A 21,682-nucleotide genomic window follows, 5' to 3' on the forward strand; every position below is an offset into this window, starting at 1 on the left:
CAATCCTGGATCGTTGGATACTTGTCAAACATTTGCGGGTGGAGTGCGGAAGGGAGAAGGTGGCGGACATGACCGAAGGGCAGTTGCCGCAGCCCGGCGTCGCGGACATCGAACTGGTCAAGGTGCTGCACGCCCTCGGCGACCCCGTGCGGCTCCAACTCCTCGCCGTCTACGCCGACGGCGCGGAGCACAGCTGCGACACCTGCGAACTCGGCCTCGAACGGCTCCACAAGTCGACCGTCTCGCACCACATGCGCGTCATGCGCGAGGCCGGGATCACCTCGACGCGGGTCGTCGGCCGCAACCGCTACGTACGGCTGCGCCGCGCCGACCTCGACGCCCGGTTCCCCGGCCTCCTCGACGCCCTGCTGAAGCCCCTCGGCGGCGCCGCCTAGAGGAGCCGCTCCGGCAGTGGTGCCGCGTGCACCACCGTCAGCCCCGACACCGCCCGCGTCAGCGCCACGTACAGCCGCCGCAGCCCGGTCCGTTCGTCCGGTTCGCCGTCGACCACGGCCGCGGGCTCGTCCAGCACCACGTAGTCGTACTCAAGGCCCTTCGCCAGCGTCGCCGGGACCAGCGTCAGACGCGAGTCGGCCGTCGTCTCCTCGCCCGGCGCCAGATGCGGCAGGCCCGCCCCCGCCAGCGCCTCCGCCAGTGCCGGAACCCGCGCGTCCGCCGCGATCAGGCCGATCGAGCCCTCGTGCTCCAGCGCCCGGCGGCACGCCGTCACCACCTCCGCGTCCAGCTCCTCCACGGCCACCGCGCGGACCGAGAAGTCGCCCGCCGCCTCGCGGATCGACGTCGCCTCCCGCAGGCCCGGCGCGATGGCGGGCAGCAGCCGCGACGCGTACGCGATCACCTCGCGCGGCACCCGGAAGCCCTGCGTCAGCTCCTCGACCAGTCCCTCCGGCTTGCCCAGATGGGACAGCGCCTGCTCCCAACTGTCCGTGGCCCACGGCGTGGTGCCCTGCGCCAGGTCGCCGAGGATCGTCGCCGAACCCGTCGTGCAGCGGCGGCCCACCGCCCGGTACTGCATCGGCGACAGGTCCTGCGCCTCGTCCAGCACCACGTGCCCCAGCGACGGCGTGCGCTGGACCAGGTCGGTGGCCTCGTCGACCAGGACCGCGTCGGCGGCCGACCACTTCGCCGACTTCACGCTCCGGGCGGGCCTGGCCCACACGAGAGCCTTCTGCTCGTCGCCGGAGAGCACCCCCTCCGCGTGCTCCGCCAGGAAGTCCGCGTCCGACAGCAGCCGCAGCACCAGCCTGGCCGGATCCACCTGCGGCCAGATCGCCTTGACCGCGGCCTTCACCGCCGCGTTGCGCGCCACCGCGTCCTGTACTCGGTCGTCAGGTGCCTCGCCCGCCTGCTCCATGCGTGACAGCACGGCGTGCGCGATCCGCTGCGGCAGTGCCTCGCGGGCCGCTCCGTACCGGATGTCGCGGGCGAGCAGTTCCCCGACCATCTCCTCCAGCTCGTACGCCGGAACCCGCCAGCGGCGCGAGCCGCGCACCACGACCACCGGCTCCACCGGCATCGACACATGGGACCGCAGCGCCCGCCGCAGCACCTCCGCCATCCGCGCGTCGCCCTTGATCCGGGCCGCCTGCGCGTCGTCCGTGCCGCGCACCGTGACGCCCTCGCGCGCCACCAGGTCGTCGACCGTGGCCTGCTTGACCTGCAACTCGCCCAGCGCGGGCAGCACTTGTTCGATGTACTGGAGGAAGGACCGGTTCGGCCCGATGACCAGCGTGCCGGTGCGGGCCAGCCGTTCCCGGTGCGCGTACAGCAGATACGCGATCCGGTGCAGGCCCACCGCGGTCTTCCCGGTGCCGGGTGCCCCCTGGACGCAGACCGTGCCGCCGATCCCGGCCCGGACGATCTCGTCCTGCTCTGGCTGGATCGTCGCCACGATGTCCCGCATCGGGCCGACGCGCGGGCGCTCGATCTCCGACTGGAGCAGCCTGCTGGTCTGCTCGCCCTCGCCCGGGTCGGTCAGGTGCTCGTCCTCGTACGCCGTCAGTTCCCCGCCCGTGTACCCGAACCGGCGGCGCAGCGCGATGTCCATCGGCTGCTTCTTGGACGCCTGGTAGAAGGGCTGGGAGACCGGCGCGCGCCAGTCGATCACCATCGGGTCGCCGCCGGCGTCGTGGACATGCCGCCGCCCGATATAAAAAGTGTCTGTTGAGCCGCCTCCGGCGGCGGGCTCTTCCCCCTCAGCGCCCTCCGCCTGGTCTGCGCCCGGGGCGTGCAGGTAGTCCAGGCGCCCGAAGAACAGCGGGGTGTGCGCGAGATCGGCGAGGGCCTTGATCCGCTCGTCGATCTGGCGCTGGAGGACCTCCGCGTTGACCCAGTTCGCCGTGACATCGGTGATGTCGAGGGCCTCGACGTCGGCGCGCATGGCGCGGAGCGCGGCCCGGGAGTCGGCGAGGTGGGCGCGCTCGCGCGCCAGGGCGTCGGGTGCGGCTTGCTGCTGGTCAGGGGCGTGCGAGGGCACGGCGGGGCCTCCGGCGGGTACACGAATCGACGGTGCGTGAACGGTGCGTGGGATCAGCCGACCGGTTTCCGTCCGGGCGGTGGCTCTCCCGGGGCAGCGCTGAGACGAGCCGGGTGGGAGGCGGGCAAGAGCGGCGATTCTAGCCAGCGGGTGACGGGCGGGCGAACGATTTTCGGGGGACGCACCCGGACCCCGGCCCTGTCTCAGGGTTCCGGTCAGCCTCCCGTAGGGGACGGCATGGCCCTTTGGGTGTACGGACGCTCACCGGCGATTACACCGGCAGACCGATGTGCTCCGGACGGGTGAGAGCCATCCTTGAAGACATGAGTGCAGCAACCATTTCCCACACGTCCGCCCACGGCGCCACGGCCTTCCGTACCGACACCGAGGGCCATCCCCGCCATCTGCTCGGCAACGCCATACGCGCGGTCAAGGTCTTCGCGACGACGGCCTTCAGCGTGGTCCTCCTCGGCGAGTACGGCGACGAGGCACGGAACGACGCCCGGAACGGGGTCCGGCGCGCGAAGTGAGTAGTCGTACGGGTACGGACTGATTACGGGGTCCGTTCCCGCCGGTCAGACGTCCTCGTCCGCCGCGAGCAGCGCGCTCGCGTCCACGATCCGGTACGCGTACCCCTGCTCGGCGAGGAACCGCTGCCGGTGCGCCGCGAAGTCCTGGTCGATCGTGTCCCGCGCGACCACCGAATAGAAGATCGCCGGGTGTCCGTCCGCCTTCGGGCGCAGCACGCGGCCCAGCCGCTGTGCCTCCTCCTGGCGGGAGCCGAACGTACCCGAGACCTGGATGGCGACCGTGGCCTCGGGCAGGTCGATGGAGAAGTTGGCGACCTTCGACACCACCAGGACCGAGATCTCGCCCTGCCGGAACGCGTCGAAGAGCTTCTCGCGCTGCGCGTTCGTCGTCTCGCCCTTGATGACGGGAGCGTCCAGATGCTCACCCAGCTCGTCCAGCTGGTCGATGTACTGCCCGATGACCAGCGTCTGCTGCCCCCGGTGCTTGGCCACCAGCGCCTCGGTGACCGTGCGCTTGGAGGCCGTCGTGGCACAGAAGCGGTACTTCTCCTCCGTCTCGGCCGTCGCGTACGCCAGCCGCTCGGAGCCGGTCAGGTTGACGCGGACCTCGACACAGTCGGCGGGCGCGATATAGCCCTGCGCCTCGATCTCCTTCCACGGCGCGTCGAACCGCTTCGGCCCGATCAGCGAGAAGACGTCGGACTCGCGCCCGTCCTCCCGGACCAGGGTCGCGGTCAGGCCCAGCCGGCGCCGCGCCTGCAGATCGGCGGTGAACTTGAAGACCGGCGCGGGCAGCAGGTGCACCTCGTCATAGATGATCAGGCCCCAGTCACGGGAGTCGAACAGCTCCAGGTGCGGATAGACGCCCTTCCGCTTCGTCGTGAGCACCTGGTACGTGGCGATGGTGACCGGGCGGATCTCCTTCCTCGTACCGCTGTACTCACCGATCTCGTCCTCGGTCAGCGAGGTCCGCCGGACCAGCTCGTGCTTCCACTGCCGGGCCGAGACGGTGTTGGTGACCAGGATCAGCGTGGTCGACTTGGCGGTCGCCATCGCGCCCGCGCCGACCAGCGTCTTGCCCGCGCCGCAGGGCAGCACGACGACGCCGGACCCGCCGTGCCAGAAGCCCTCGACGGCGTGCTTCTGGTAGGGGCGCAGCGCCCAGCCGTCCTCGCGCAGCTCGATGGGGTGCGCCTCCCCGTCCACGTATCCGGCCAGGTCCTCTGCGGGCCAGCCCAGCTTCAGCAGCACCTGCTTGATCTGCCCGCGCTCGGACGGGTGGACGACGACGGTGTCCGGGTCGATCCGGGCCCCGACCAGCGGCTGTATCCGCTTGGACCGCAGGATCTCCTCCAGCACCGGCCGGTCGGTGGTCTCCAGCACCAGCCCGTGGGTGGGGTGCTTGAGCAGCCGCAGCCGCCCGTACCGGTCCATCGTCTCGGCGATGTCGACGAGCAGCGCGTGCGGAACGGGATAGCGGGAGTGGGACACCAGCGCGTCCACGACCTGCTCGGCGTCATGCCCGGCGGCCCGCGCGTTCCACAGCCCCAGCGGGGTCAACCGGTAGGTGTGGATGTGCTCGGGCGCCCGCTCCAGCTCCGCGAACGGCGCGATGGCGCGGCGGCACGCGTCGGCCTGCTCGTGGTCGACTTCCAGGAGCAGCGTCTTGTCGCTCTGGACGATGAGGGGTCCGTTCACGCGCGGGTGCCCTTTCCGTTCCGTCGGGAGGCCGGGGTGCGGGGCGGCCGGGAGGCCGGGTGCCGGGGTGGCCAAATCCCCAGTGTCCACCATCGGGGGAGCGAACGGGGTCGCAGCGCGAACGGGCCCGGACGGGTCAGGTCGCCTCGTCGGCGAGTTCGGCGGCACCGGTGACGCGGTGCAGCGGATACGTGCGCACCTCGTCGGCCGTGTGGTCGTAAGCCGTGACGAAGCCGCCCTCGACCCGGATCGGGGCGATCACGCGCTGGCTGGCCGCGCCGTCCGCGTTGACGTAGCCGATCCATACGGCGGTGCCGGTGAGGGCCGCGGCCTGCATGGTGGCGAGGGTGTCGGCGGCGCTGGTGCGCGGCAGGTCGCCGGAGGCTTGGGCGGCGGCCCGGGCGGCGCCGGGCGAGGGGGCGGGGACCGGTTTGTGCGGGGCCGTCGCTGCCAGGTCACCGGCGCGGATGGCGCGCACCGCCGCGCCCAGGAGCGTGTCGTCGGGCACCGGCGGCCCGTCGGGTACGGGGACGGGCGCCGTGCGCGGCGGGGTGCGGTGGGCGTCGGCACGCGTGACCAGCACATCGCCCTCGGCGGACTCGGCGGCGGGCGCGTAGCCCATCGCCCGCAGGCCCTCCAGCAGCGCGTCGGGGGCCGCCTGGGCGGCCAGCACGGTCGGCGCGAGGCGCCGCAGCCGCAGCGGTGCGGAGCGGCGGTCGGCCAGGATCTCGGCCAGCAGCGCGTCGTCGTCGCAGCGCAGGTACGCGGAGGCGGCGCCGATCCGCAGGTGGCCGTGGCGCCTGGCCACATCGTCGATGAGATAGCTCAGCGGCTGGGGGACCGGCGTACGGGAGTGCTCGGCGAGGAAGGCGTGCAGGTCGGCGGCCGACCGGCCGGCGTCGAGCGCACGGCGTACGGAGCCGGGCGTGAAGCGGTAGACGGTCGCGCCGCCCTTGGACTCGACCTCGGCCAGCACCCCGAGCGCTTCGGCGAGCGGCCGCCGGAGCGGGCCGGGGGCGACGGCGGTCAGGTCTGCCTGGAGGAGGACGTGATCGAGCGGCTCGGGGAGGAGCGGCGCCAGCAGCCGCGCCGCGTGCGCCGCGGCCGCGGCGGCCGCGGCGGGGGACAGGCCGGTCGCCGCGGCCGTCGCGGCGACGGCGGCCTCGGCAGCGGCCGTGATGGCGTCGGCCTCGGCGTGTGCTCCGGCCTGGGCGTGCGCTTCGGCCTGGGCTTCGGCGCCACGCGTGGGGCCGGCGGGCACGCCGTGGCCGGCGGGGCCGGGCGAGGCGGTTCCGGACACGGCGCCGCGGTCCGCGGGGCCGACCGCGGCGACCTGGCCCGCGGCGAGTCCGTGCGCGGAGGCGTACGGGTCCTCCCGCAGCGGGCCCAGCAGGGCGCGGCCGTGGGACGAGAGCGCGCCCCGGCCCGTGACGCCCAGCAGTTCCGCCTCGGTCAGCGCCCAGCGCGCGAGGCGGGAGCGCAGGTCCTCGGGCTCGGGGGATCCGGCCCGCTCGGCGGTCGCGGCGGTCGTGGTGGGTTCCGCGGCAGTGATCCCCGCGACGCGGCCGGTGCGGCCGGTCGACGCGGCCGATTCCGTCGTGGCCGATTCCGGCGCGGCGGGGGCCGCGTAGGCGCCGCGTACGCCAGGGCGGGCCGCGGCCGACGCGGCGTCCACGGCGCCGCCCGCGCCACCTGCGGTGGCCGTGCGCCCCCGCCCCGAAGCGCCGCCGCTCGCCGTGCCCGTCGCCGTACGCGCTCCGCCCGCCCCGCGCAGCGGCCGTTCCCAGCGCAGCCGGGTCAGCAGTGCGTCCGGGGTGGCAGCGGTGCCCGGCGGCAGGGCGGCGACGAGCTCCAGGGCGCGGCGCCGGACTTCGGGGGCGGGGGAACGGTCGAGGTCGGGGCCGAGCGCGGACAGCGTGCGGCCCTTCGCGTCGCGGTGGCCGACCAGCCCTGCCGTGCGGGTCGCCGCCAGCCAGGCCGTGGCCAGCGCGGTCCAGCGCTCCTCGGCGGGCAGGCGCAGCCAGTCGTCGTACTCGGGGGTGGGCGCGAAGCGCTCGTCCGCGTCGCCGTCGGAGGCCAGCAGCCCGGCCGCGTAGGCGAGTTCCGTCCAGAACGCGGCCTCCGGATCGGTCACGTCCAGAGCCGTGGCGGTCCGCTTCAGGTCGCGGACGCTCAGCCCGCCCGCGCGCAGCACCAGCGGCCCGCCGCTCTCCCAGCGCTTCAGCAGCTCCTCGACGGTGGCCAGCGCCGTGTACGCCTGGCCGGCCGCCGTCGCGTCCACAGCCTGTGGACGGTGTTCGGTCGAGGGCGTGACCGGCGGTGGCAGCGGCTCCGGCGCGCGGTGCGCGCGCCCGGCGCGCAGATGCAGCGCGGCCTCGCGCGGCAGCACCACATGGCGGGGGCCGGACGGCAGCAGCAGGCCGCGCGCCATGAGCCACTCCACGGGCGGGGTGGGGGAGCTGACGGACACCTCCCCGTACGGCGGCCCCCAGGTCAGCCGGGCCAGCACCGCCAACGCCCCGGGTGGCGCCTCGGCGAGCAACGCCGCCATCCGCGTCCGGTCCTCGAAGAGGGAGGTCAGCGCCGCGACCGCGGTCACCGGATCATGGGTCGCGGGGAGCCCGGCGGCGGCGAGCGTTTCCTGGAGCCGCCCGGGCGACATGCCCGCCGTCGCCTCGGCGAGGGTCGGGCCGAGGCCGGTCGGGGACGGCGACCCGGCGCTGGGGGCGAGCAGCTCCCGTGCCGTACGGATCAGCCGCAACCGGTCGTCACCGCCCCAGACCAGGGCCTGGGCGCGCAGGATCGCGACCGCGCGCGGCAGCTCCGCGGAGACGGCAGCGACGGTGGCGGCGGGCAGCGGGGCGGTCCCGGCGGCGTCGCGTGCCGCGGTGGTGTCACGTGCCGCAGCGCTGTCGGCCGGCGCGGTGGTGTCGCGGTCGGTGTCCTGCGCCGTGATGGTGCCGCGTGGCGCAGCGGTGCCGCCTGCCGCGTCGGTGTCGCGGCCGGTGTCGCGGTCGGTGTCCCGGTCCGGGACGGGGTGGTGTTCCGTCCCGTCCCCCGCGTCCCCCGTCATCAGCGCGTGCAGCGTCGCGTACGGACACGGGTCGGGGGCGACCGCCAGCGCCTCCGCCGTCTGCAGCGTGAACCGGTCGAGGCGTTCGACGGCCCGGATGACGGAGGCGCGGGTACCGGCCCGGGTGGCCAGCTGCGTCAGATCGTTCGGGACGGGCGAGAGCAGGTCGGGCCGGGCGCGCAGGAGGATCGCCAGGGCGCTGTCCGGGCGGGTGCGCAGTTCCTCGGCGAGCGTGCGCGGCGCGCTGCCGCCGGTGCGCCCACCGGCCCGGCCGCCGCTCCGTCCGCTCGGCCGTCCGCCGCCCCGGCCGTTTCCGTTCCCCGGCGTCCGTGGCGTTCCCGAGGTCCGCGAGGTGGTCATTCGACCCACAGTAGCGGGTGGCCGGGGCACGCGGCCGAGGTCGCGTACACGCGCGGCCGGGCTCGCGTACAGCCGGGGAAAGCGGTGGGCGCGGTACGGTCGGAGCGGTTCCGGAACGGCGGGACACCAACGGCGCGCGTCCGCAGGGGTATTGGTGGGGATCGAGAGCGATCGGCTCGTATACGACTATCTGAGCAAGGTCGGCGACCTGGCCCAGCAGCAGGGGCTGCCCTCCCGCGACCGCATGCGGCTCGTCGCCACGTTGCGCGCCGAGATCGACCAGCGGCGGGCCGGGGCGGGTGCGGGCGGGCAGAGCGAGGCGGGCGTCAAGCGGATCCTCGGAAAGCTGGGCACCCCGACGGAGGTCGTGGCGAACGCGGGCGGTGCCGCGCGGACCGACCCGGCGCCGGACGCCCGCGACGGCGCCGCGCTTGGTGGCGGCGCGCCCGGCGGTGGGTACGGCGACGACGCGAGGAGGGGCGGCGCGGCGAGCCGCGACGGCGGGCGCGGCCGCGGCGTCACGGACCGGCTCAGGGGCACGTTCTCCGGGGGAGGCCCCGGCGGTTCGTCCTCCGCGAGCACTCCGTTCCAGGGGCACGGCGATGGCGGAGACGACGCTGGCCGTACGGCCCCGCCGCCCGGGGCCGCGGCCGCCCCCGGCATCCCCGTCCAGCCCCAGCCCGAGTCGGCTCATCCGGGGCCGGACCGCCCGGGGCCCGGCCAGTCCGCCGAGCCTCGACGCAACCCCGCCCGCACCGCGCGCGAGCGCCTCGCCGGGTTCGCCGAGCGCAGTGGTCTGACCCGCAGGGCGGTGCCGGGCCCGCGGGCGGGCGGGGGCGCGCCGTCCGCACCGGAGGCGGACCGTTCGCGCGCCGCCTCGTCGCCGCACCTCGCGGGCGAGGACGAACTGAGCTCCCGGGAGTCCGACCCCGACTGGTGGCGGACGGACCCGGGCCCGTTCGCGGCACAGCGCGAGACACCGCTCGGGGCGGTCGAGGGGTTCGCCGGCGGCATCGAGGTCCCGGAGCTACTCGCTCCGCCACCCGGCGAGGACGACCGCACCGATCGCACTGGCCGCACCAGCCGCGACGACGACACCGACCCCACCGCCGACGGCGAGTTCGCCGGAGCCCCCGGAGCCCCCGGAGCCGCCGAAGCCGTCGAACAGGAGCCGGACGGCGCGTACGGGGGTGGCGCGGCGGCCGACGCCGGTGGACGCGGGCCCGGGCCCGGCCTGCTGCGCCGCGCTCTGCGCCGCCGCCGCGGCGGGCGACAGGCGGAGGCGTCGGCGGAGGCGTCGGCGCCCGCCGCGCGCGGAGGCGTCGGCCCGCTGCTGCTGGTGGCGATCGCCCTGCTCGTCGCGGGCGCCGTCATCGGCAACGTGATCGTCCTCGCCTGCGGCTGGCTCATCGCCTACACCGGCGGCCGACTGAGCCGCAAGGAGGCGAAGCTGGCGGTCATGGGCGTCCCCGGGTTCGTCGCGGCGTGCGGCATCGTCTGGGTGTGGGGTCGGGTGGACGGACGGTGGGGCGAGCCGATCCCGCAGGACGGCATCGGTGACGCGCTGCGCGACATGTGGCCGGTGGTCGTCCGCACGGCGGCCGTCGCCTCGGCGCTGTTCCTGGTGTGGCGGTCGAGGCGGCCGCGCGGCTGACGAACCGTTCCGCCGACCGGCGTCGTACCCCGTGTCGCGGGGCGGACCGTACCGAAGGGTGGACGGCACCGAAGAATGGCTGATCTTCGCCCTCCGCGGGTGAGGCGGCCGGCGAGGCGGGAGGCAGGACGAGGCCGCGGGCACCGGCGGGCCCCACGGCAGAATGGCCCGCATGGCTGCGCTTCCCCTGACGGTCGGCTTCGACCTCGACATGACCCTGATCGACTCACGGCCCGGCATCAAAGCGGCGTACGAGGAGCTCTCGGCGCGGACGAGCACGTTCATCGACGCGGACCTGGCCGTCACCCGGCTCGGCCCGCCGCTGGAGCAGGAGCTCGCGCACTGGTTCCCGGAGGACCGGATAGCGGAGACGGGCGACCTGTACCGGTCGCTGTACCCGCGCCACGCCATCGACCCCACCCCCGCCATGCCGGGCGCCCGCGAGGCGGTGGCCGCGGTCCAGGAGGCGGGCGGGCGGGCGATCGTCGTCACGGCCAAGCACGAGCCGAACGCCAAGCTGCACCTGGCGCACCTGGGCATCGAGCCGGACGCCGTCATCGGCTGGCTGTGGGCGGAGGCCAAGGCGGAGGCGCTGCGGGAGCACGAGGCGGCGGTGTACGTCGGCGACCACACCGGTGACGTACGCGGGGCGCGCACGGCGGGCGCGCTGTCGGTGGCCGTGCCGACCGGGCCGTGCGGCGCCGAGGAACTGCGGACGGCCGGGGCCGACGTGGTGCTGCCCGACCTGACGGCGTTCCCGGGATGGCTGGAACAGTACGTCGCGGAGCGGACGCGGTAGCGGTACCGAGGCGGGGGCGGGGCGGGCGCCGTAATCGGTACCGCGGTGGCCGCGGAACGGACGCGGTGGCGGCACCGGCCCCGGCGCTCGGAAGCGTTGGGCAGGGCGCTCGGAAGCGCTACGCGGAGCGTTCCAGCGAGGCTCGTGCCTGGCGGCGCTGCGCGGCGACGGACCGCAGCACCCCCGCCCCCGCCAGCGCGAACCCGACGCCCATGAGCATGCTGACGAGGTACGCCGCCGTGGGCAGCGGGTCCGCGCCGAGCAGCAGCGGTGCGACGGTGGCCAGGGTGGCCACGGCGCCGATGATGAAGACGATGGCGCCGGTGCGCACGAGCCCGTCGCCCGGCGCGCTCTCCTGGGATCGATGTGTGTCACTCACCGCACCAGGGTAGGTCGGGTTCGAAAGCGCGCAGGAACCACCCGGGTACGTCTTGTCACCACGCTCCGGACCATTAGCCTTGGTGGTGGCGGGTCCTGGACCCGCTCTAGTGCTATCCAGAGCTGTTTTTTCCGTGATTCCGACGAGTGACGAGGACGAGGACGAGACGTGCCTACCGGCAAGGTCAAGTGGTTCAACAGTGAGAAGGGCTTTGGCTTTCTCTCCCGCGACGACGGCGGCGACGTTTTCGTGCACTCGTCGGTGCTTCCGGACGGCGTCGACTCCCTGAAGCCGGGACAGCGCGTCGAGTTCGGCGTCGTGGCCGGCAACCGCGGCGACCAGGCGCTTTCCGTCATCCTCCTCGACCCGACCCCGTCGGTGGCGGCGGCCCAGCGGCGCAAGCCGGACGAGTTGGCGTCGATCGTGCAGGACCTCACCACGCTGTTGGAGAACGTGACGCAGCAACTGGAGCGCGGCCGGTACCCGGACAAGGCGCACGGCCACAAGATCGCGGGCATGCTGCGGGCGGTGGCCGACCAGCTGGACGTGTGAGGACCTGTCCCGGGGGCACTCCCCGGGACACGCATCGGACGGATCCGCAGACGAACACGCCTCGGACGGACCCGTAGACAAAGTTCGGACAGATCCCTAGACGAAGTCGAGCGCGTTCGGGCCGAGGGGCGGCACCAGCCCCTCGGCCGCGGCACGGGTGAGCAGCCCGCGCACCGCGGCGTAGCCGTCCTCGCCGAGGTCGGTGGTGAACTCGTTGACGTACAGCCCGATGTGCTGGTCGGCGACGGCCGGATCCATCTCCTGCGCGTGCGCCAGCACATAGCCGCGTGACGCCTGAGGGTCGTCCCACGCCATACGCACCGACGCACGGGCCGCCTCCGCCAGCGCGCGCAGCCGCTCCTCGCCCAGCGCGCGCTTGGCGATGATCGCGCCGAGCGGGATCGGCAGCCCGGTGGTGTTCTCCCAGTGCTCGCCCATGTCGGCGAGGCGGTGCAGGCCGTACTCCTGATAGGTGAACCGCGCCTCGTGGATCACGAGTCCGGCGTCGACCTTGCCGTCCCGTACGGCGGGCATGATCTCGTGGAACGGCAGGACGACGACCTCGCCGACACCGGCCGGCACCTGGTCCGCCGCCCACAGCCGGAACAGCAGGTACGCGGTCGAGCGCTCGCTGGGGACGGCGACGGTCTTCCCGGCGAGCCCGGCGGCGTCCCCCGGCTCGCGGGTGAGCACCAGCGGCCCGCAGCCCCGCCCGAGGGCGCCGCCGCAGGGCAAGAGCGCGTAGTCGTCGAGAACCCAGGGCAGCACGGCGTAGGAGACCTTCAGGATGTCGAACTCGCCGCGTTCGGCCATGCCGTTGGTGATGTCGATGTCGGCGAAGGTGACGTCCAGCGCCGGCGCGCCGGGCACTTGGCCGTGTGCCCAGGCGTGGAAGACGAAGGTGTCGTTCGGGCACGGCGAATACGCGATCTTGAGCGGCGGCTCACCCATGGTTTCCGGCCTCCTCGGTCTGTTCTGGGGGCTCCGGCGTGGTCGCGGGGGCCGCGGGAGCGGCTGACGGCCGGAAGGGCGCGTGTGGCGGTGCAGGTGCGTGCGGCGGTGCGGGCTCGGGGTGCGGAGCGGGGTCGGACCGCGGATGACGTGCGGGCCGCGGACCGCGGTCGGACCGCGTACCGGGATCCGGTGTACCGGGATCCGGTCCCGGAACACGCTCGGGCCAGGGCAGCGGCAGGGCCGCCAGCCGCTGGAAGGCGAGCCGCAGGGCGTCCAGCGCCTCACCGATCCGCCAGGCGGCGCGGTCGCGCGGGCCGACGGGGTTGGAGACGGCGCGGATCTCCAGTACGGGCACGCCGTGCGCGGCGGCGGCCTCGGCCACGCCGAAGCCCTCCATGGCCTCGGCCGCGGCGCTGGGATACCGGGTCCGCAGCGCGGTCGCCCGCGCGGCGCTGCCGGTCACCGTGGAGACGGTCAGCACCGTCCCGCGCAAGGCGCCGGTGGCCCTGGAGACGGCCCGTACGAGCGCGGCGGGCGGCCGATGCGCCACGGTCCCGAAGCCAAGGTCGGTGACGGAGGCGAAGCCGTCGGGCGTCTCGGCGCCGAGGTCGGCGGCGACGATGGCGTCGGCGACGACGAGCTCCCCGACCCGTGCACCGGTCCCACTTCCCTCGGGGTGGAACCCGCCGCCGATCCCGGCCGACACGACGAGGTCGTACGGCTCCTCCCGGACGGCGGCGACGGCCAACGCGGCCCCGGCCGCGGCCCCGGCGGCCGCGGGCCCGACACCCGCGGCGAGCACGTCGACCCGGACGCCGCCGAAGCACACGGCAGCGCGGTCGACGTCCGCGGGCGCGGGCTGACCTGACCCGGCTTCGGCTCGGCCGCACGACAACTGGTCGGCGCCCGCGGGCGCGGGCTGATCTGACCTGGCCTCGGCTCGGCCGCACGACAACTGGTCGGCGCCCGCCGACGCGGGCTGACCGGGGCCGGGAGCGCCGTCGGACGTGGGGGGCGGTACGTGCCCACCGGGGCCGGCGTCCGGGAGGCGAGCGGCGCTCGCGGACGCCTGGCGGTCACCGTGGTCGGCCCGGCCCGCGGACGAACCGAGCGCGACACGGACCAGCCGGTCCGGCCCGTACCCGGGCAGCGCGGCGCCGCGCGTCGAAACGGCTTCGCCCGGGTGCGCGCCGACCAGACCGCGGACGACCGCGTCGCTCTCCGCGGCGACGGCGGTGACGACGAGTACCCGCGCGCCGGCCCGCATCAACGGGCCCCACCGCGATGTGCTCCGGCGGCTCGGCCCCCGCGGACGTCACGCGCCCCGCAGGCGCCCCCGCCCGGTCCGGCACGCCGTGTCGCGCTCACGCTGTGCCCGGCACGCCACACCGCGCCCACGCTGTGCCCGGCACGTAGCGTCGCGCCCCCGCTGCGTCGCGTCGCGCCCCTGCCCGGTCCGGTACGTCGCGCCGCGCTCCCGCTCCGTCCGGCACGTCGCGTCGCGCTCACAGCCCGCGCCCGGTGCGGGCGCGGACGACCGTCCGTCAGGACTCCCGCTTGAGCTTGAAGTGCCACATGGCCTTGACGCCCTGGTTCGAGCCCTTGCCCTTGCCGAGTTCCACGATCGCGATCGTGATCTCGTCCTTCGGCGGGAGGGGCTGGCCCATCTCGTTCTTCTGCTCGAAGAGCGCGTCGCCGTCGAACGTGCGGTAGGTGCTCTTCGACGGCTCGTTCATCACCGGGCCCGCCGCGATGAGCACCCAGCCCGAGTCGGCGATCTCCGGGTCCACGCCGATGCGGACCTTCTCGCCCGACTCCACCGAGATCGTCTCGCCGGTCTCCTTGTTCAGGCAGGTGCGGATGTCCTTCTGGGACAGCTCCTTGCCGTCTCCGTGGCAGCCCTTGGTCGCCTCGGAGCTCTCGGAGTGCGAGCCGACCGTTACCGTCGCGATCGGGGTGGGCTTGTCACAGGCGGTGAGGCCGAGGAGCCCCAGGGTCACGGCACCGGCGGCGACAGCGGCACGGCGGCCCTTGCCCCGGGAAATCAACGCAGCGGTCATGCGGGCAGGCTATCGGGCCTGTCCCGTCACGCCACGCGGGGGTGCGGCGAGCCGCGCCGGGCGGCCGAGAGCAGCCCCCGTACGGTCGCCACCACGCCCAGCGCGATGAGCCCGGCGGCGACGGCCATGCCCACGACGCCGTTGAGCGGCAGCATGATGCCGATCGCGCCGCCCGCCACCCACGCCAGCTGGAGGGTTGTCTCGGAGCGGGAGAACGCCGACGTGCGGACGACCTCGGGCACGTCCCGCTGGATCAGCGCGTCCAGCGACAGCTTGCCCAGCGCCTGCGAGATGCCGGCCGTCGCGGCGACCGCGGCCACCAGCACCGTGGAGTACAGGACGGCGGCCGACACCAGCACGGCCAGGGCCCCGGTCAGCACGACGACGATGATGCGCTCCGGGCCGCGCGCCTTCAGCCCCGCCCCGACGGCCGTACCCAGCGCGTTGCCGACGCCGGCCGCGACCACGACCACGCCCAGGGACACCTCGGGGCTCAGCCCCGCCAGCGGATGCTCACGGAGCAGGAAGGCGAGGAAGAGGGTGAGGAATCCGGACAGCGCCTTCAGGGACGCGATCGCCTGGAGCGCGTGCAGGACGGACGGGCCGACCGTCCGCAGCCCGGGGCGCCGGGGCTTGGGCGGCGCCGCCTCGCTGCTGGTCTCCTTGCCCGTCCCGGACCGGTGCGCCGGATGCGGCAGGTGCAGATGGTGCTCGCCGGAGGTCAACTGGACCCGCGCCTCGCCCTTCGCGGAGTCGACCTTGTGGGGGAGCGTGAAGGACAGGAACGTTCCGGCGGTGAACACCGCGCACGCCCCGTACAGCGGCCACTCCGGCCCGATCTGATGCAGCCCCGCCCCCGCCGGCGCGGCGATACCGGTGGCCAGCAGCCCGGCCAGCGTCACCCGCGAGTTGGCCTTGACCAGGGAGAAGCGGGGCGGCAGCAGCCTGGGGACGACCGCCGACCGCACCACCCCGTACGCCTTGGACGCCACCAGGACGCCGAGCGCCGCCGGATACAGCTCAAGACCGCCGCCCGCCACGGCCGTCGACATGCCCAGCGCCAGCACCGCCCGGCTGAGCATCGCGGTGGCCATCGCCGCGCGGCGGCCGTGCGGAAGCCGGTCCAGCAGCGGGCCGACGACCGGCGCCAGCAGGGCGAACGGCGCCATGGTGATGGCCAGGTAGAGCGCCACCCGCCCGCGCGCCTCGTCGGTCGGTACGGAGAAGAAGACCGTCGAGGCGAGCGCGATGGTGACCATCATGTCGCCCGCGGAGTTCACGGCGTGCAGCTCGATGAGCTTGCTCAGGCCGGATTCGCCCGCGCCGTGCGCGTGCGTGGCGCGGCGGATGCCGCGGGCGGCCGCGGCGAACGGGTGCCGCAGGGCGCGGCCGGTCCTGCGGACCCATCCCTTGCGGCCCCAGTCCGGGGACAGCGCGGCGGTACCGGAGTCGGCGCCCTCGCTCCGGCCCGCCACCCGGCCCGTCTTCCGGCTTGTCCTCCGGCCCATCGGCCGTCCCATCGTTCGGCCCACCGTTCGGCCCATTGTTCGGCTCGCCCAGGACTGTGTCCGGCCCTTCGCGCCGTCCTCCAGCCCGTCCTCCAGCCGGTCCTTCACCGGTCGTTCACCCGGTCCTTCGCCCGATCCTCTGCCCGAATCCGACTCACCCGACTCATCTGACCATGGTGCCGCCTGGCCGGCGCCGACGTGAGCCGGTACGGGGGAGTCCGGGGGAGTTTCGCGCTCCGAGGCGGATTCGTGATCGAGGTGGGTAGGGACGGGGGTAGGGGGACCGGGCCTGACAAGGTAGCGTGCCTAACGCGCCACTGGCGGTCGTTCTTGGCCACGCACCGAGTCGCTGTCCCGCAGAATGGGGAGTACAAGGTGCGCCCGAGGCCGATCAGGCGCGGACGTCGACGCGGTCCTCAGGTCCGCTCCGTCCGCCGTCCCGCCGCTCGGTTGGCGCACTCGTGAGACGGCGTAGGAGAGAATCGATTCTTGTGAGTGCTGCGATGCGAAGCCGTACCCCGGACCGCCTGTGCGCCGAGGCCGTCGATCTCGCCCGCGAGGCGGCCGAGGAAGCCGCACTCCCCGGGACGGTCGGCGAGCATGTCGTCGCCGTCGCCGACGCCGACCGCGTCGTCACACACCTTTTCGAGTGCGAAGAGCCCGGCTATCGGGGCTGGCGCTGGGCCGTGACGGTCGCCCGCGCCTCCCGCGCCAAGGTCGTCACCCTCGATGAGACGGTGCTGCTGCCCGGCCCGGACGCGCTGCTCGCGCCGGAGTGGGTGCCCTGGAGCGAGCGGCTGCGCCCCGGCGACCTGGGCCCGGGCGACCTGCTGCCCACCGAGGCCGAGGACCTGCGCCTGGAACCGGGCTATACGGGCGTGGACGCCGCGCCGCCGAACGCCGTGGTCTCCGAGGAGATGGCGCAGATCGCGGACGTCGCGGACGTCGAGGACGCCGAGGTGACGGCCGGTTCGCCGGCCGCCCAGGCGACCGTGCCCGCGCGCGGCAGCATCGCGGCGGTCGCCGAGGAACTGGGCATGCGGCGCGCGCGGGTCCTGTCCCGCTACGGGCTGCACACGGCCGCCGACCGCTGGGACGACTCGTACGGCGCCAAGACCCCGATGGCACAGGCCGCCCCCGCCTCCTGCGTGACCTGCGGCTTCCTGATGCCGCTCAGCGGGTCGCTGAAGCAGGCGTTCGGGGTGTGCGCGAACGAGTTCAGCCCGGCGGACGGCCGGGTGGTGTCGCTGACGTACGGCTGCGGCGCCCACTCGGAGGCGGCGATCATGCCGAAGCCGCCGCGGCCGGCGCCCCCGGTGATCGACGAGACGGTCGTGGAGCCGATGGCGCTGCACCCGGACCGTACGGGCGGCTCGGTGGAGCCGGACGCACCAGCCGAGGAACTCGGCCACTCCTGACCTCGCGGCGGCCGGTGCCCCGGCCCCGACGTCGCGGTGGCCGCGGCGCTGGCCCCCGGCCGCGCCGCGCCTTCGGCGCCCTGGCCCCTGAGGTCGCGGTGGCCGCGGTTCCCTGGCCCTGAGCTTGCGCTGGCTGGTGCCCCGGCCCTGAGGTCGGGTGGCTGTGCTGCCCGGCCCCTGGCCGCGCCGCGCCTCCGGTGCCCTGGCTCCCCCGACCGTGCCGGTCGGGCCGCCGACCGGGCGGTGCCGCGCGAGCGGTCACCGGTGTGCGCCTGTGCGGCCGGGTGCCGCGTGATCGGAGCCTTTGCGGTCGGCCGGCACCGGGCGGCGTCCGTCGCCCGCTGCCGTCGTTCGGCATGCCCGCAGCAGCCCGTAGGGCCGCGGCGTGTAAAGCCCGGAGGACGGCACCCGCGCGCCCGGTGCTTTCCGGTTGTGTCCGCGCGGCCCCGCGCGCCGCCTCCTCGCGACCGCACGCTGCGGCGGTGCCCCGCGGCGGCGGGCTTGGTGGCGGTCAGTCAGCTCTTCGGGGGACGACGCCCTCCCGCGACGGGGGCGGGAGCCTGGCCGGTGGAGGGGGTACGCCGGGGGCTGGGGGCTCTGCCCCAAGGGGGACCCCCAGAAGCGCCCCCCTGCCGCAGGCAATACTTTGCCCGGACGGTCCGCGCGGGCCGGAGCCATTGACCAGGAACCCGGAGGCGAACGTGAGCAGCACGGCGATGGTGCGAGGCGTGACCGAGGGCGCGGACCCGTTCGGCACCGCCCGGCTTCGGCGCGGCGTGCTGGACGCCTGGGCCGCGTCGCCCGCCCGCTTCCGGGAGGACGCCAACGCCGAGGAGGACCTGGCGCTCGGCGGCTACCGCGACCGGCTCGTGGTCGAGCTGGCCCAGAACGCCTCCGACGCCGCCGCCCGCGCCGGGGTCCCCGGCCGGCTGCGGCTCACCCTGCACCCCGCCGACGGCACCGCCCCCGCCGTGCTCGCCGCCGCCAACACCGGCGCTCCGCTGGACGCCCACGGCGTCGAGTCGCTGGCCACCCTGCGCGCCTCCGCCAAGCGCGACGAGGCGCAGGCGGGCGGCCACGCCGTCGGCCGCTTCGGCGTCGGCTTCGCGGCTGTCCTGGCCGTCAGCGACGAGCCCGCCGTCGTCGGCCGTACCGGAGGCGTGCGCTGGTCCCTCACCGAGGCGCGCGAGTTGGCCCGTACCGCCGCGGACGCCAGCCCCGGCCTCGCCGACGAACTGCGCCGCCGGGACGGTCACGTACCGCTGCTGCGGCTGCCGCTGCCCGCCGAGGGGGCCGCCCCCGAGGGGTACGACACGGTCGTGGTGCTGCCGCTGCGGGACGGCGCGGCCGAGGACGTGGCCGTGCGGCTGCTGGCCGGGATCGACGACGCGCTGCTGCTGACCCTCCCGGGCCTGACGGAGGTCGTGGTCGACACGCCCGGGGGCGTACGGACCCTGCGGCGGCGCGAGGACGGCCCGTACGCCGTCATCGAGGACACCGCGGACGCGCGCGGCGCCACCCGCTGGCGCACCGAGCACGCGGGCGGCCGGCTGGACGCCGAGCTGCTCAAGGACCGCCCGGTGGAGGAGCGGCTGCGTCCCGCGTGGTCGGTGACCTGGGCGGTGCCGGTGGACGACGAGGGCGCGCCGGTACGCCCCGGCACCGCGCCCGTGGTCCACGCGCCGACCCCCACCGACGAGCCGCTGGGCCTGCCCGCCCTGCTCATCGCGTCCTTCCCGCTCGAACCGACCCGCCGGCACGCCGCGCCCGGCCCGCTCACGGACTTCCTGCTGGAGCGCGCGGCCGAGGCGTACGCGGCGCTGCTGCGCGGCTGGCACCCCGTCGGCGTCGGCACGGTCGACCTCGTACCCGGCCCGCTGGGCCGGGGCGAGCTGGACGCGCGGCTGCGCACCCGCGTCCTGGAGCTGCTGCCGCGCGTGCCGTTCCTGCCGAGCGCGGCGGCCCCGGCGGAGCCCTCCGGCGGCGAGACGTCCGCGGAGGCCCGTGAGGCGACGTGGGACGACTCCGTGGACCTCGACTCCGCAGCGCTCGGTTCCGCCGCGTTCGGCGGCGGCCCCGGCGGCGAGCCGTACGCGCTGCGGCCGATGGACGCGGAGATCGTGGAGGGTGCGGGGGCCGAGACCGTGCAGGTCCTGGCCGAGCTGTTCCCCGGGCTGCTGCCCGCCGGGCTCGAACGCCGCGCGGAGCTGCGGGCGCTGGACGTGGCGCGGGTGCCGCTCGGCGAGCTGATCGACCGGCTCGCGGGGGTGGAGCGCGCGCCCGCGTGGTGGTGGCGGCTGTACGACTCGCTGGCGGGCACGGACCCCGACCGGCTCAGCGGCCTGCCGGTGCCGCTCGCCGACAGGCGTACGACGATCGGGCCCCGGCAGGTGCTGCTGCCGCTGCCCGGCGAGAGCGGCGAGCTGATGAGCGCCGGTCAGACGGCGGGGAAGACGGCCCCGTACGAGGACATCCCGCACCAGGACACCCCGTACGAGGGCGCCGCGTACGGGGACACCGGGTACGGGGATGCCGCGTACGAGGACGCCCCGTACCGGAAGCCCGAGGAGGGCGCGTCCGGCGACGGCGCGCCCGGCGGCGACATCGCGGCCCGCCACCGCACCCTCGCCCGCCTCGGTCTCAAGGTCGCGCACCCCGACGCCGCGCACCCGCTGCTGGAGAAGCTCGGTGCCACACCGGCGACCCCGCGCGCGGTGCTGACCACCCCCCAGGTCCGGGCCGCCGTCGCCGGCTCTCTCGACGACGAGCACTGGTACGACGGGGACGACGACATGGGGAGCCTGGACACCTACGAACTGGCCGAGACGATCCTCGGCCTGGCGCGTGACGCGCGCCTGGCCCCCGGCGACGAGCCGTGGCTGGCGGCACTGGCGCTTCCCGACGAGGACGGCGAGCCGACCCCGGCGGGCGAGCTCGTCTTCCCCGGCAGCGACTTCGAGGCCGTCATCCACGAGGGTGAACTCCCCTCCTGCGACCCCGAGCTGGCCGAGCGGTGGGGCGAGCAGCCGCTGACGGCCGTGGGCGTGCTGGCCGGGTTCACGCTCGTACGGGCCACGGACGTCGTCCTGGACCCGGACGAACTGGAGCCCAGGGAAGGCGACTTCGCCGAGCCCGACGACGCGGGCCTGCTCGACGCGGTCGACGTGTGGTGCGAGGACGTGCTGGACCGCCTGCCGGAGAGCCCCGTACCCCCTGTCGCCACGGAGATCGTCGCCGTCCGCGACCTGGAGCTGGTCGCGGACGACGCCTGGCCGCGGGCCCTGGCGATGCTCGCCAAGCCCCCGCTGCGCGACGCGCTGACCGCGCCGGTGCGGATCCTGCTGCCGGACGGCACGGCGGAGACGGTCCGCCCGTACACCGCGTGGTGGCTGCGCGGCCATCCGGTGCTGGACGGCCGCCGCCCGGCGGGCCTGCGCGCGGCGGGCGGCGACCCGCTGCTGGAGGGCCTGTACGAGGAGGCGGACGCCACCGGCTTCGAAGACGAGCAGGTGCTGCGCGCGCTGGGCGTGCGGACCTCGGTCGCGGCGCTGCTGGACGAACCCGGCGGCGCGGCGGAGCTCCTGGCCCGGCTGGCCGATCCCGACCGCGAGGTCACGGCGGCCCAGCTGCACGCGATCCACGGCCTGCTGGCGGACCTGGACCCGGAGCAGGTCACCCTGCCGGACGACCTTCGGGCGGTGGTCGACGGGGAGGTGCGGGTCGTGGACGCGGCCGAGGCGGTCGTCGCGGACACCCCGGACCTGATCCCGCTGGCGACGGGCCGCGCCCTGCTGCCGGTACCCCCCGCGCGCGCGGCGGACCTGGCGGACCTGTTCCAGGTGCGGCGCCTGAGCGAGCTGTACGCGGCCTCCGAGGCGCCGGCCGGCGGCGAACCGCGCCAGGTCCCGGGCGCGGTACGGATCCTGCTTCCGGGTGCCCCCGAGACGTACATGGAGCACGACGAACTGGTCGTCGAGGGCGTGGAGCTGGACTGGCGCCGCACCCCGGACGGGGCCCTGCACGCGGCCACCCTGGAGGGCGTGGCGGCGGGCCTGGCCTGGGCGGCGGGCCAGTGGCACCGCCGCTTCGAGGCGGCGGCGCTGCTGGAGGACCTGACCCGGACGGAGGAGCTGGCGCAGGCCCGCTGGTTCGACTGACGTCCGGAGCCCGGAGCTCGGGCGGGTCGATCGGAGTGTCAAC

Annotated in this window: 14 protein-coding genes and 1 pseudogene; 7 read left to right on the forward strand and 8 right to left on the reverse strand. The window is 75.3% G+C overall.

Annotated elements, in window-relative coordinates; translation table 11 throughout:
• Window positions 1-68 precede the first annotated feature (68 nt).
• Window positions 69-395 carry an ArsR/SmtB family transcription factor gene (locus tag ACQUSR_RS18695; RefSeq protein ID WP_431043709.1) on the forward strand — a complete coding sequence of 109 codons (327 nt, stop codon included), beginning with the start codon at window positions 69-71 and terminating at the stop codon, window positions 393-395.
• Here ACQUSR_RS18695 and ACQUSR_RS18700 read toward each other — a convergent pair.
• Complete coding sequence (locus ACQUSR_RS18700) at window positions 392-2,497, reverse strand: HelD family protein (protein ID WP_431043710.1); 2,106 nt, start codon at window positions 2,495-2,497, stop codon at window positions 392-394. The genes ACQUSR_RS18695 and ACQUSR_RS18700 overlap by 4 nt on opposite strands.
• 323 nt (window positions 2,498-2,820) lie before the next feature.
• Here ACQUSR_RS18700 and ACQUSR_RS18705 point away from each other — a divergent pair, with 323 nt between their 5' ends.
• Window positions 2,821-3,027 (forward strand): hypothetical protein, encoded by a 207-nt coding sequence (locus ACQUSR_RS18705; protein ID WP_431043711.1) that lies wholly within the window; start codon window positions 2,821-2,823, stop codon window positions 3,025-3,027.
• Window positions 3,028-3,072: 45 nt separating this feature from the next.
• Here ACQUSR_RS18705 and ACQUSR_RS18710 read toward each other — a convergent pair whose 3' ends face one another.
• Both ACQUSR_RS18710 and ACQUSR_RS18715 read right to left on the reverse strand, forming a co-directional pair.
• The gene (locus tag ACQUSR_RS18710; RefSeq protein WP_431043712.1) at window positions 3,073-4,725 is read right to left on the reverse strand and encodes a DNA repair helicase XPB; all 1,653 of its coding nucleotides are present in this window, start codon (window positions 4,723-4,725) and stop codon (window positions 3,073-3,075) included.
• 136 nt (window positions 4,726-4,861) lie between these two features.
• Complete coding sequence (locus ACQUSR_RS18715) at window positions 4,862-8,158, reverse strand: helicase-associated domain-containing protein (RefSeq protein WP_431043713.1); 3,297 nt, start codon at window positions 8,156-8,158, stop codon at window positions 4,862-4,864.
• A gap of 154 nt (window positions 8,159-8,312) precedes the next feature.
• Here ACQUSR_RS18715 and ACQUSR_RS18720 point away from each other — a divergent pair, with 154 nt between their 5' ends.
• Together ACQUSR_RS18720 and ACQUSR_RS18725 are read left to right on the forward strand one after the other, a co-directional pair.
• Window positions 8,313-9,812 carry a hypothetical protein gene (locus tag ACQUSR_RS18720; protein ID WP_431043714.1) on the forward strand — a complete coding sequence of 500 codons (1,500 nt, stop codon included), beginning with the start codon at window positions 8,313-8,315 and terminating at the stop codon, window positions 9,810-9,812.
• A gap of 172 nt (window positions 9,813-9,984) precedes the next feature.
• Window positions 9,985-10,611, forward strand: a complete 627-nt coding sequence (locus tag ACQUSR_RS18725) for an HAD family hydrolase (RefSeq protein ID WP_431043715.1) — start codon at window positions 9,985-9,987, stop codon at window positions 10,609-10,611.
• A gap of 118 nt (window positions 10,612-10,729) precedes the next feature.
• On the opposite strand, the gene ACQUSR_RS18730 is transcribed toward ACQUSR_RS18725, so the two are convergent.
• A complete protein-coding gene (locus ACQUSR_RS18730; protein ID WP_431043716.1) occupies window positions 10,730-10,990 on the reverse strand; it encodes a hypothetical protein in 261 nt (86 codons plus the stop codon).
• Window positions 10,991-11,158: 168 nt separating this feature from the next.
• Here ACQUSR_RS18730 and ACQUSR_RS18735 point away from each other — a divergent pair, with 168 nt between their 5' ends.
• Window positions 11,159-11,542, forward strand: a complete 384-nt coding sequence (locus tag ACQUSR_RS18735; RefSeq protein WP_431043717.1) for a cold-shock protein — start codon at window positions 11,159-11,161, stop codon at window positions 11,540-11,542.
• Between the two features lie 96 nt (window positions 11,543-11,638).
• Here ACQUSR_RS18735 and ACQUSR_RS18740 read toward each other — a convergent pair whose 3' ends face one another.
• The 4 genes and pseudogenes from ACQUSR_RS18740 to ACQUSR_RS18755 form a co-directional block, all read right to left on the reverse strand.
• Entirely contained in the window at window positions 11,639-12,493 is an 855-nt protein-coding gene (locus ACQUSR_RS18740) for a 1,4-dihydroxy-6-naphthoate synthase (protein WP_431043718.1), read from the reverse strand.
• Window positions 12,494-12,719: 226 nt separating this feature from the next.
• Window positions 12,720-13,325: pseudogene (locus ACQUSR_RS18745) on the reverse strand (futalosine hydrolase); the annotation flags it as partial.
• A gap of 715 nt (window positions 13,326-14,040) precedes the next feature.
• Window positions 14,041-14,556 (reverse strand): hypothetical protein, encoded by a 516-nt coding sequence (locus ACQUSR_RS18750; RefSeq protein WP_431043719.1) that lies wholly within the window; start codon window positions 14,554-14,556, stop codon window positions 14,041-14,043.
• A 26-nt stretch (window positions 14,557-14,582) separates the two neighbouring features.
• Window positions 14,583-16,064 (reverse strand): MFS transporter, encoded by a 1,482-nt coding sequence (locus ACQUSR_RS18755; protein WP_431043720.1) that lies wholly within the window; start codon window positions 16,062-16,064, stop codon window positions 14,583-14,585.
• Window positions 16,065-16,567: 503 nt separating this feature from the next.
• On the opposite strand from ACQUSR_RS18755, the gene ACQUSR_RS18760 reads away from it, so the two are divergent.
• Together ACQUSR_RS18760 and ACQUSR_RS18765 are read left to right on the forward strand one after the other, a co-directional pair.
• Entirely contained in the window at window positions 16,568-17,482 is a 915-nt protein-coding gene (locus tag ACQUSR_RS18760) for a DUF3027 domain-containing protein (RefSeq protein WP_431043721.1), read from the forward strand.
• Between the two features lie 716 nt (window positions 17,483-18,198).
• Window positions 18,199-21,639 (forward strand): sacsin N-terminal ATP-binding-like domain-containing protein, encoded by a 3,441-nt coding sequence (locus ACQUSR_RS18765; protein ID WP_431047679.1) that lies wholly within the window; start codon window positions 18,199-18,201, stop codon window positions 21,637-21,639.
• Window positions 21,640-21,682 lie beyond the last annotated feature (43 nt).

The organism is Streptomyces sp. P1-3 (genome assembly GCF_050613155.1).
Lineage (GTDB): Bacteria > Actinomycetota > Actinomycetes > Streptomycetales > Streptomycetaceae > Streptomyces.

What these genes read in the sequence shown, in the direction of transcription:
- ACQUSR_RS18740 (WP_431043718.1), bottom strand. Translation starts at nt 12,493, where the DNA reads ATGGGTGAGCCGCCGCTCAAGATCGCGTATTCGCCGTGCCCGAACGAC.
- ACQUSR_RS18695 (WP_431043709.1), top strand. Translation starts at nt 69, where the DNA reads ATGACCGAAGGGCAGTTGCCGCAGCCCGGCGTCGCGGACATCGAACTG.
- ACQUSR_RS18705 (WP_431043711.1), top strand. Translation starts at nt 2,821, where the DNA reads ATGAGTGCAGCAACCATTTCCCACACGTCCGCCCACGGCGCCACGGCC.
- ACQUSR_RS18760 (WP_431043721.1), top strand. Translation starts at nt 16,568, where the DNA reads ATGCGAAGCCGTACCCCGGACCGCCTGTGCGCCGAGGCCGTCGATCTC.
- ACQUSR_RS18725 (WP_431043715.1), top strand. Translation starts at nt 9,985, where the DNA reads ATGGCTGCGCTTCCCCTGACGGTCGGCTTCGACCTCGACATGACCCTG.
- ACQUSR_RS18765 (WP_431047679.1), top strand. Translation starts at nt 18,199, where the DNA reads ATGGTGCGAGGCGTGACCGAGGGCGCGGACCCGTTCGGCACCGCCCGG.
- ACQUSR_RS18755 (WP_431043720.1), bottom strand. Translation starts at nt 16,064, where the DNA reads ATGGGCCGGAGGACAAGCCGGAAGACGGGCCGGGTGGCGGGCCGGAGC.
- ACQUSR_RS18750 (WP_431043719.1), bottom strand. Translation starts at nt 14,556, where the DNA reads ATGACCGCTGCGTTGATTTCCCGGGGCAAGGGCCGCCGTGCCGCTGTC.
- ACQUSR_RS18715 (WP_431043713.1), bottom strand. Translation starts at nt 8,158, where the DNA reads ATGACCACCTCGCGGACCTCGGGAACGCCACGGACGCCGGGGAACGGA.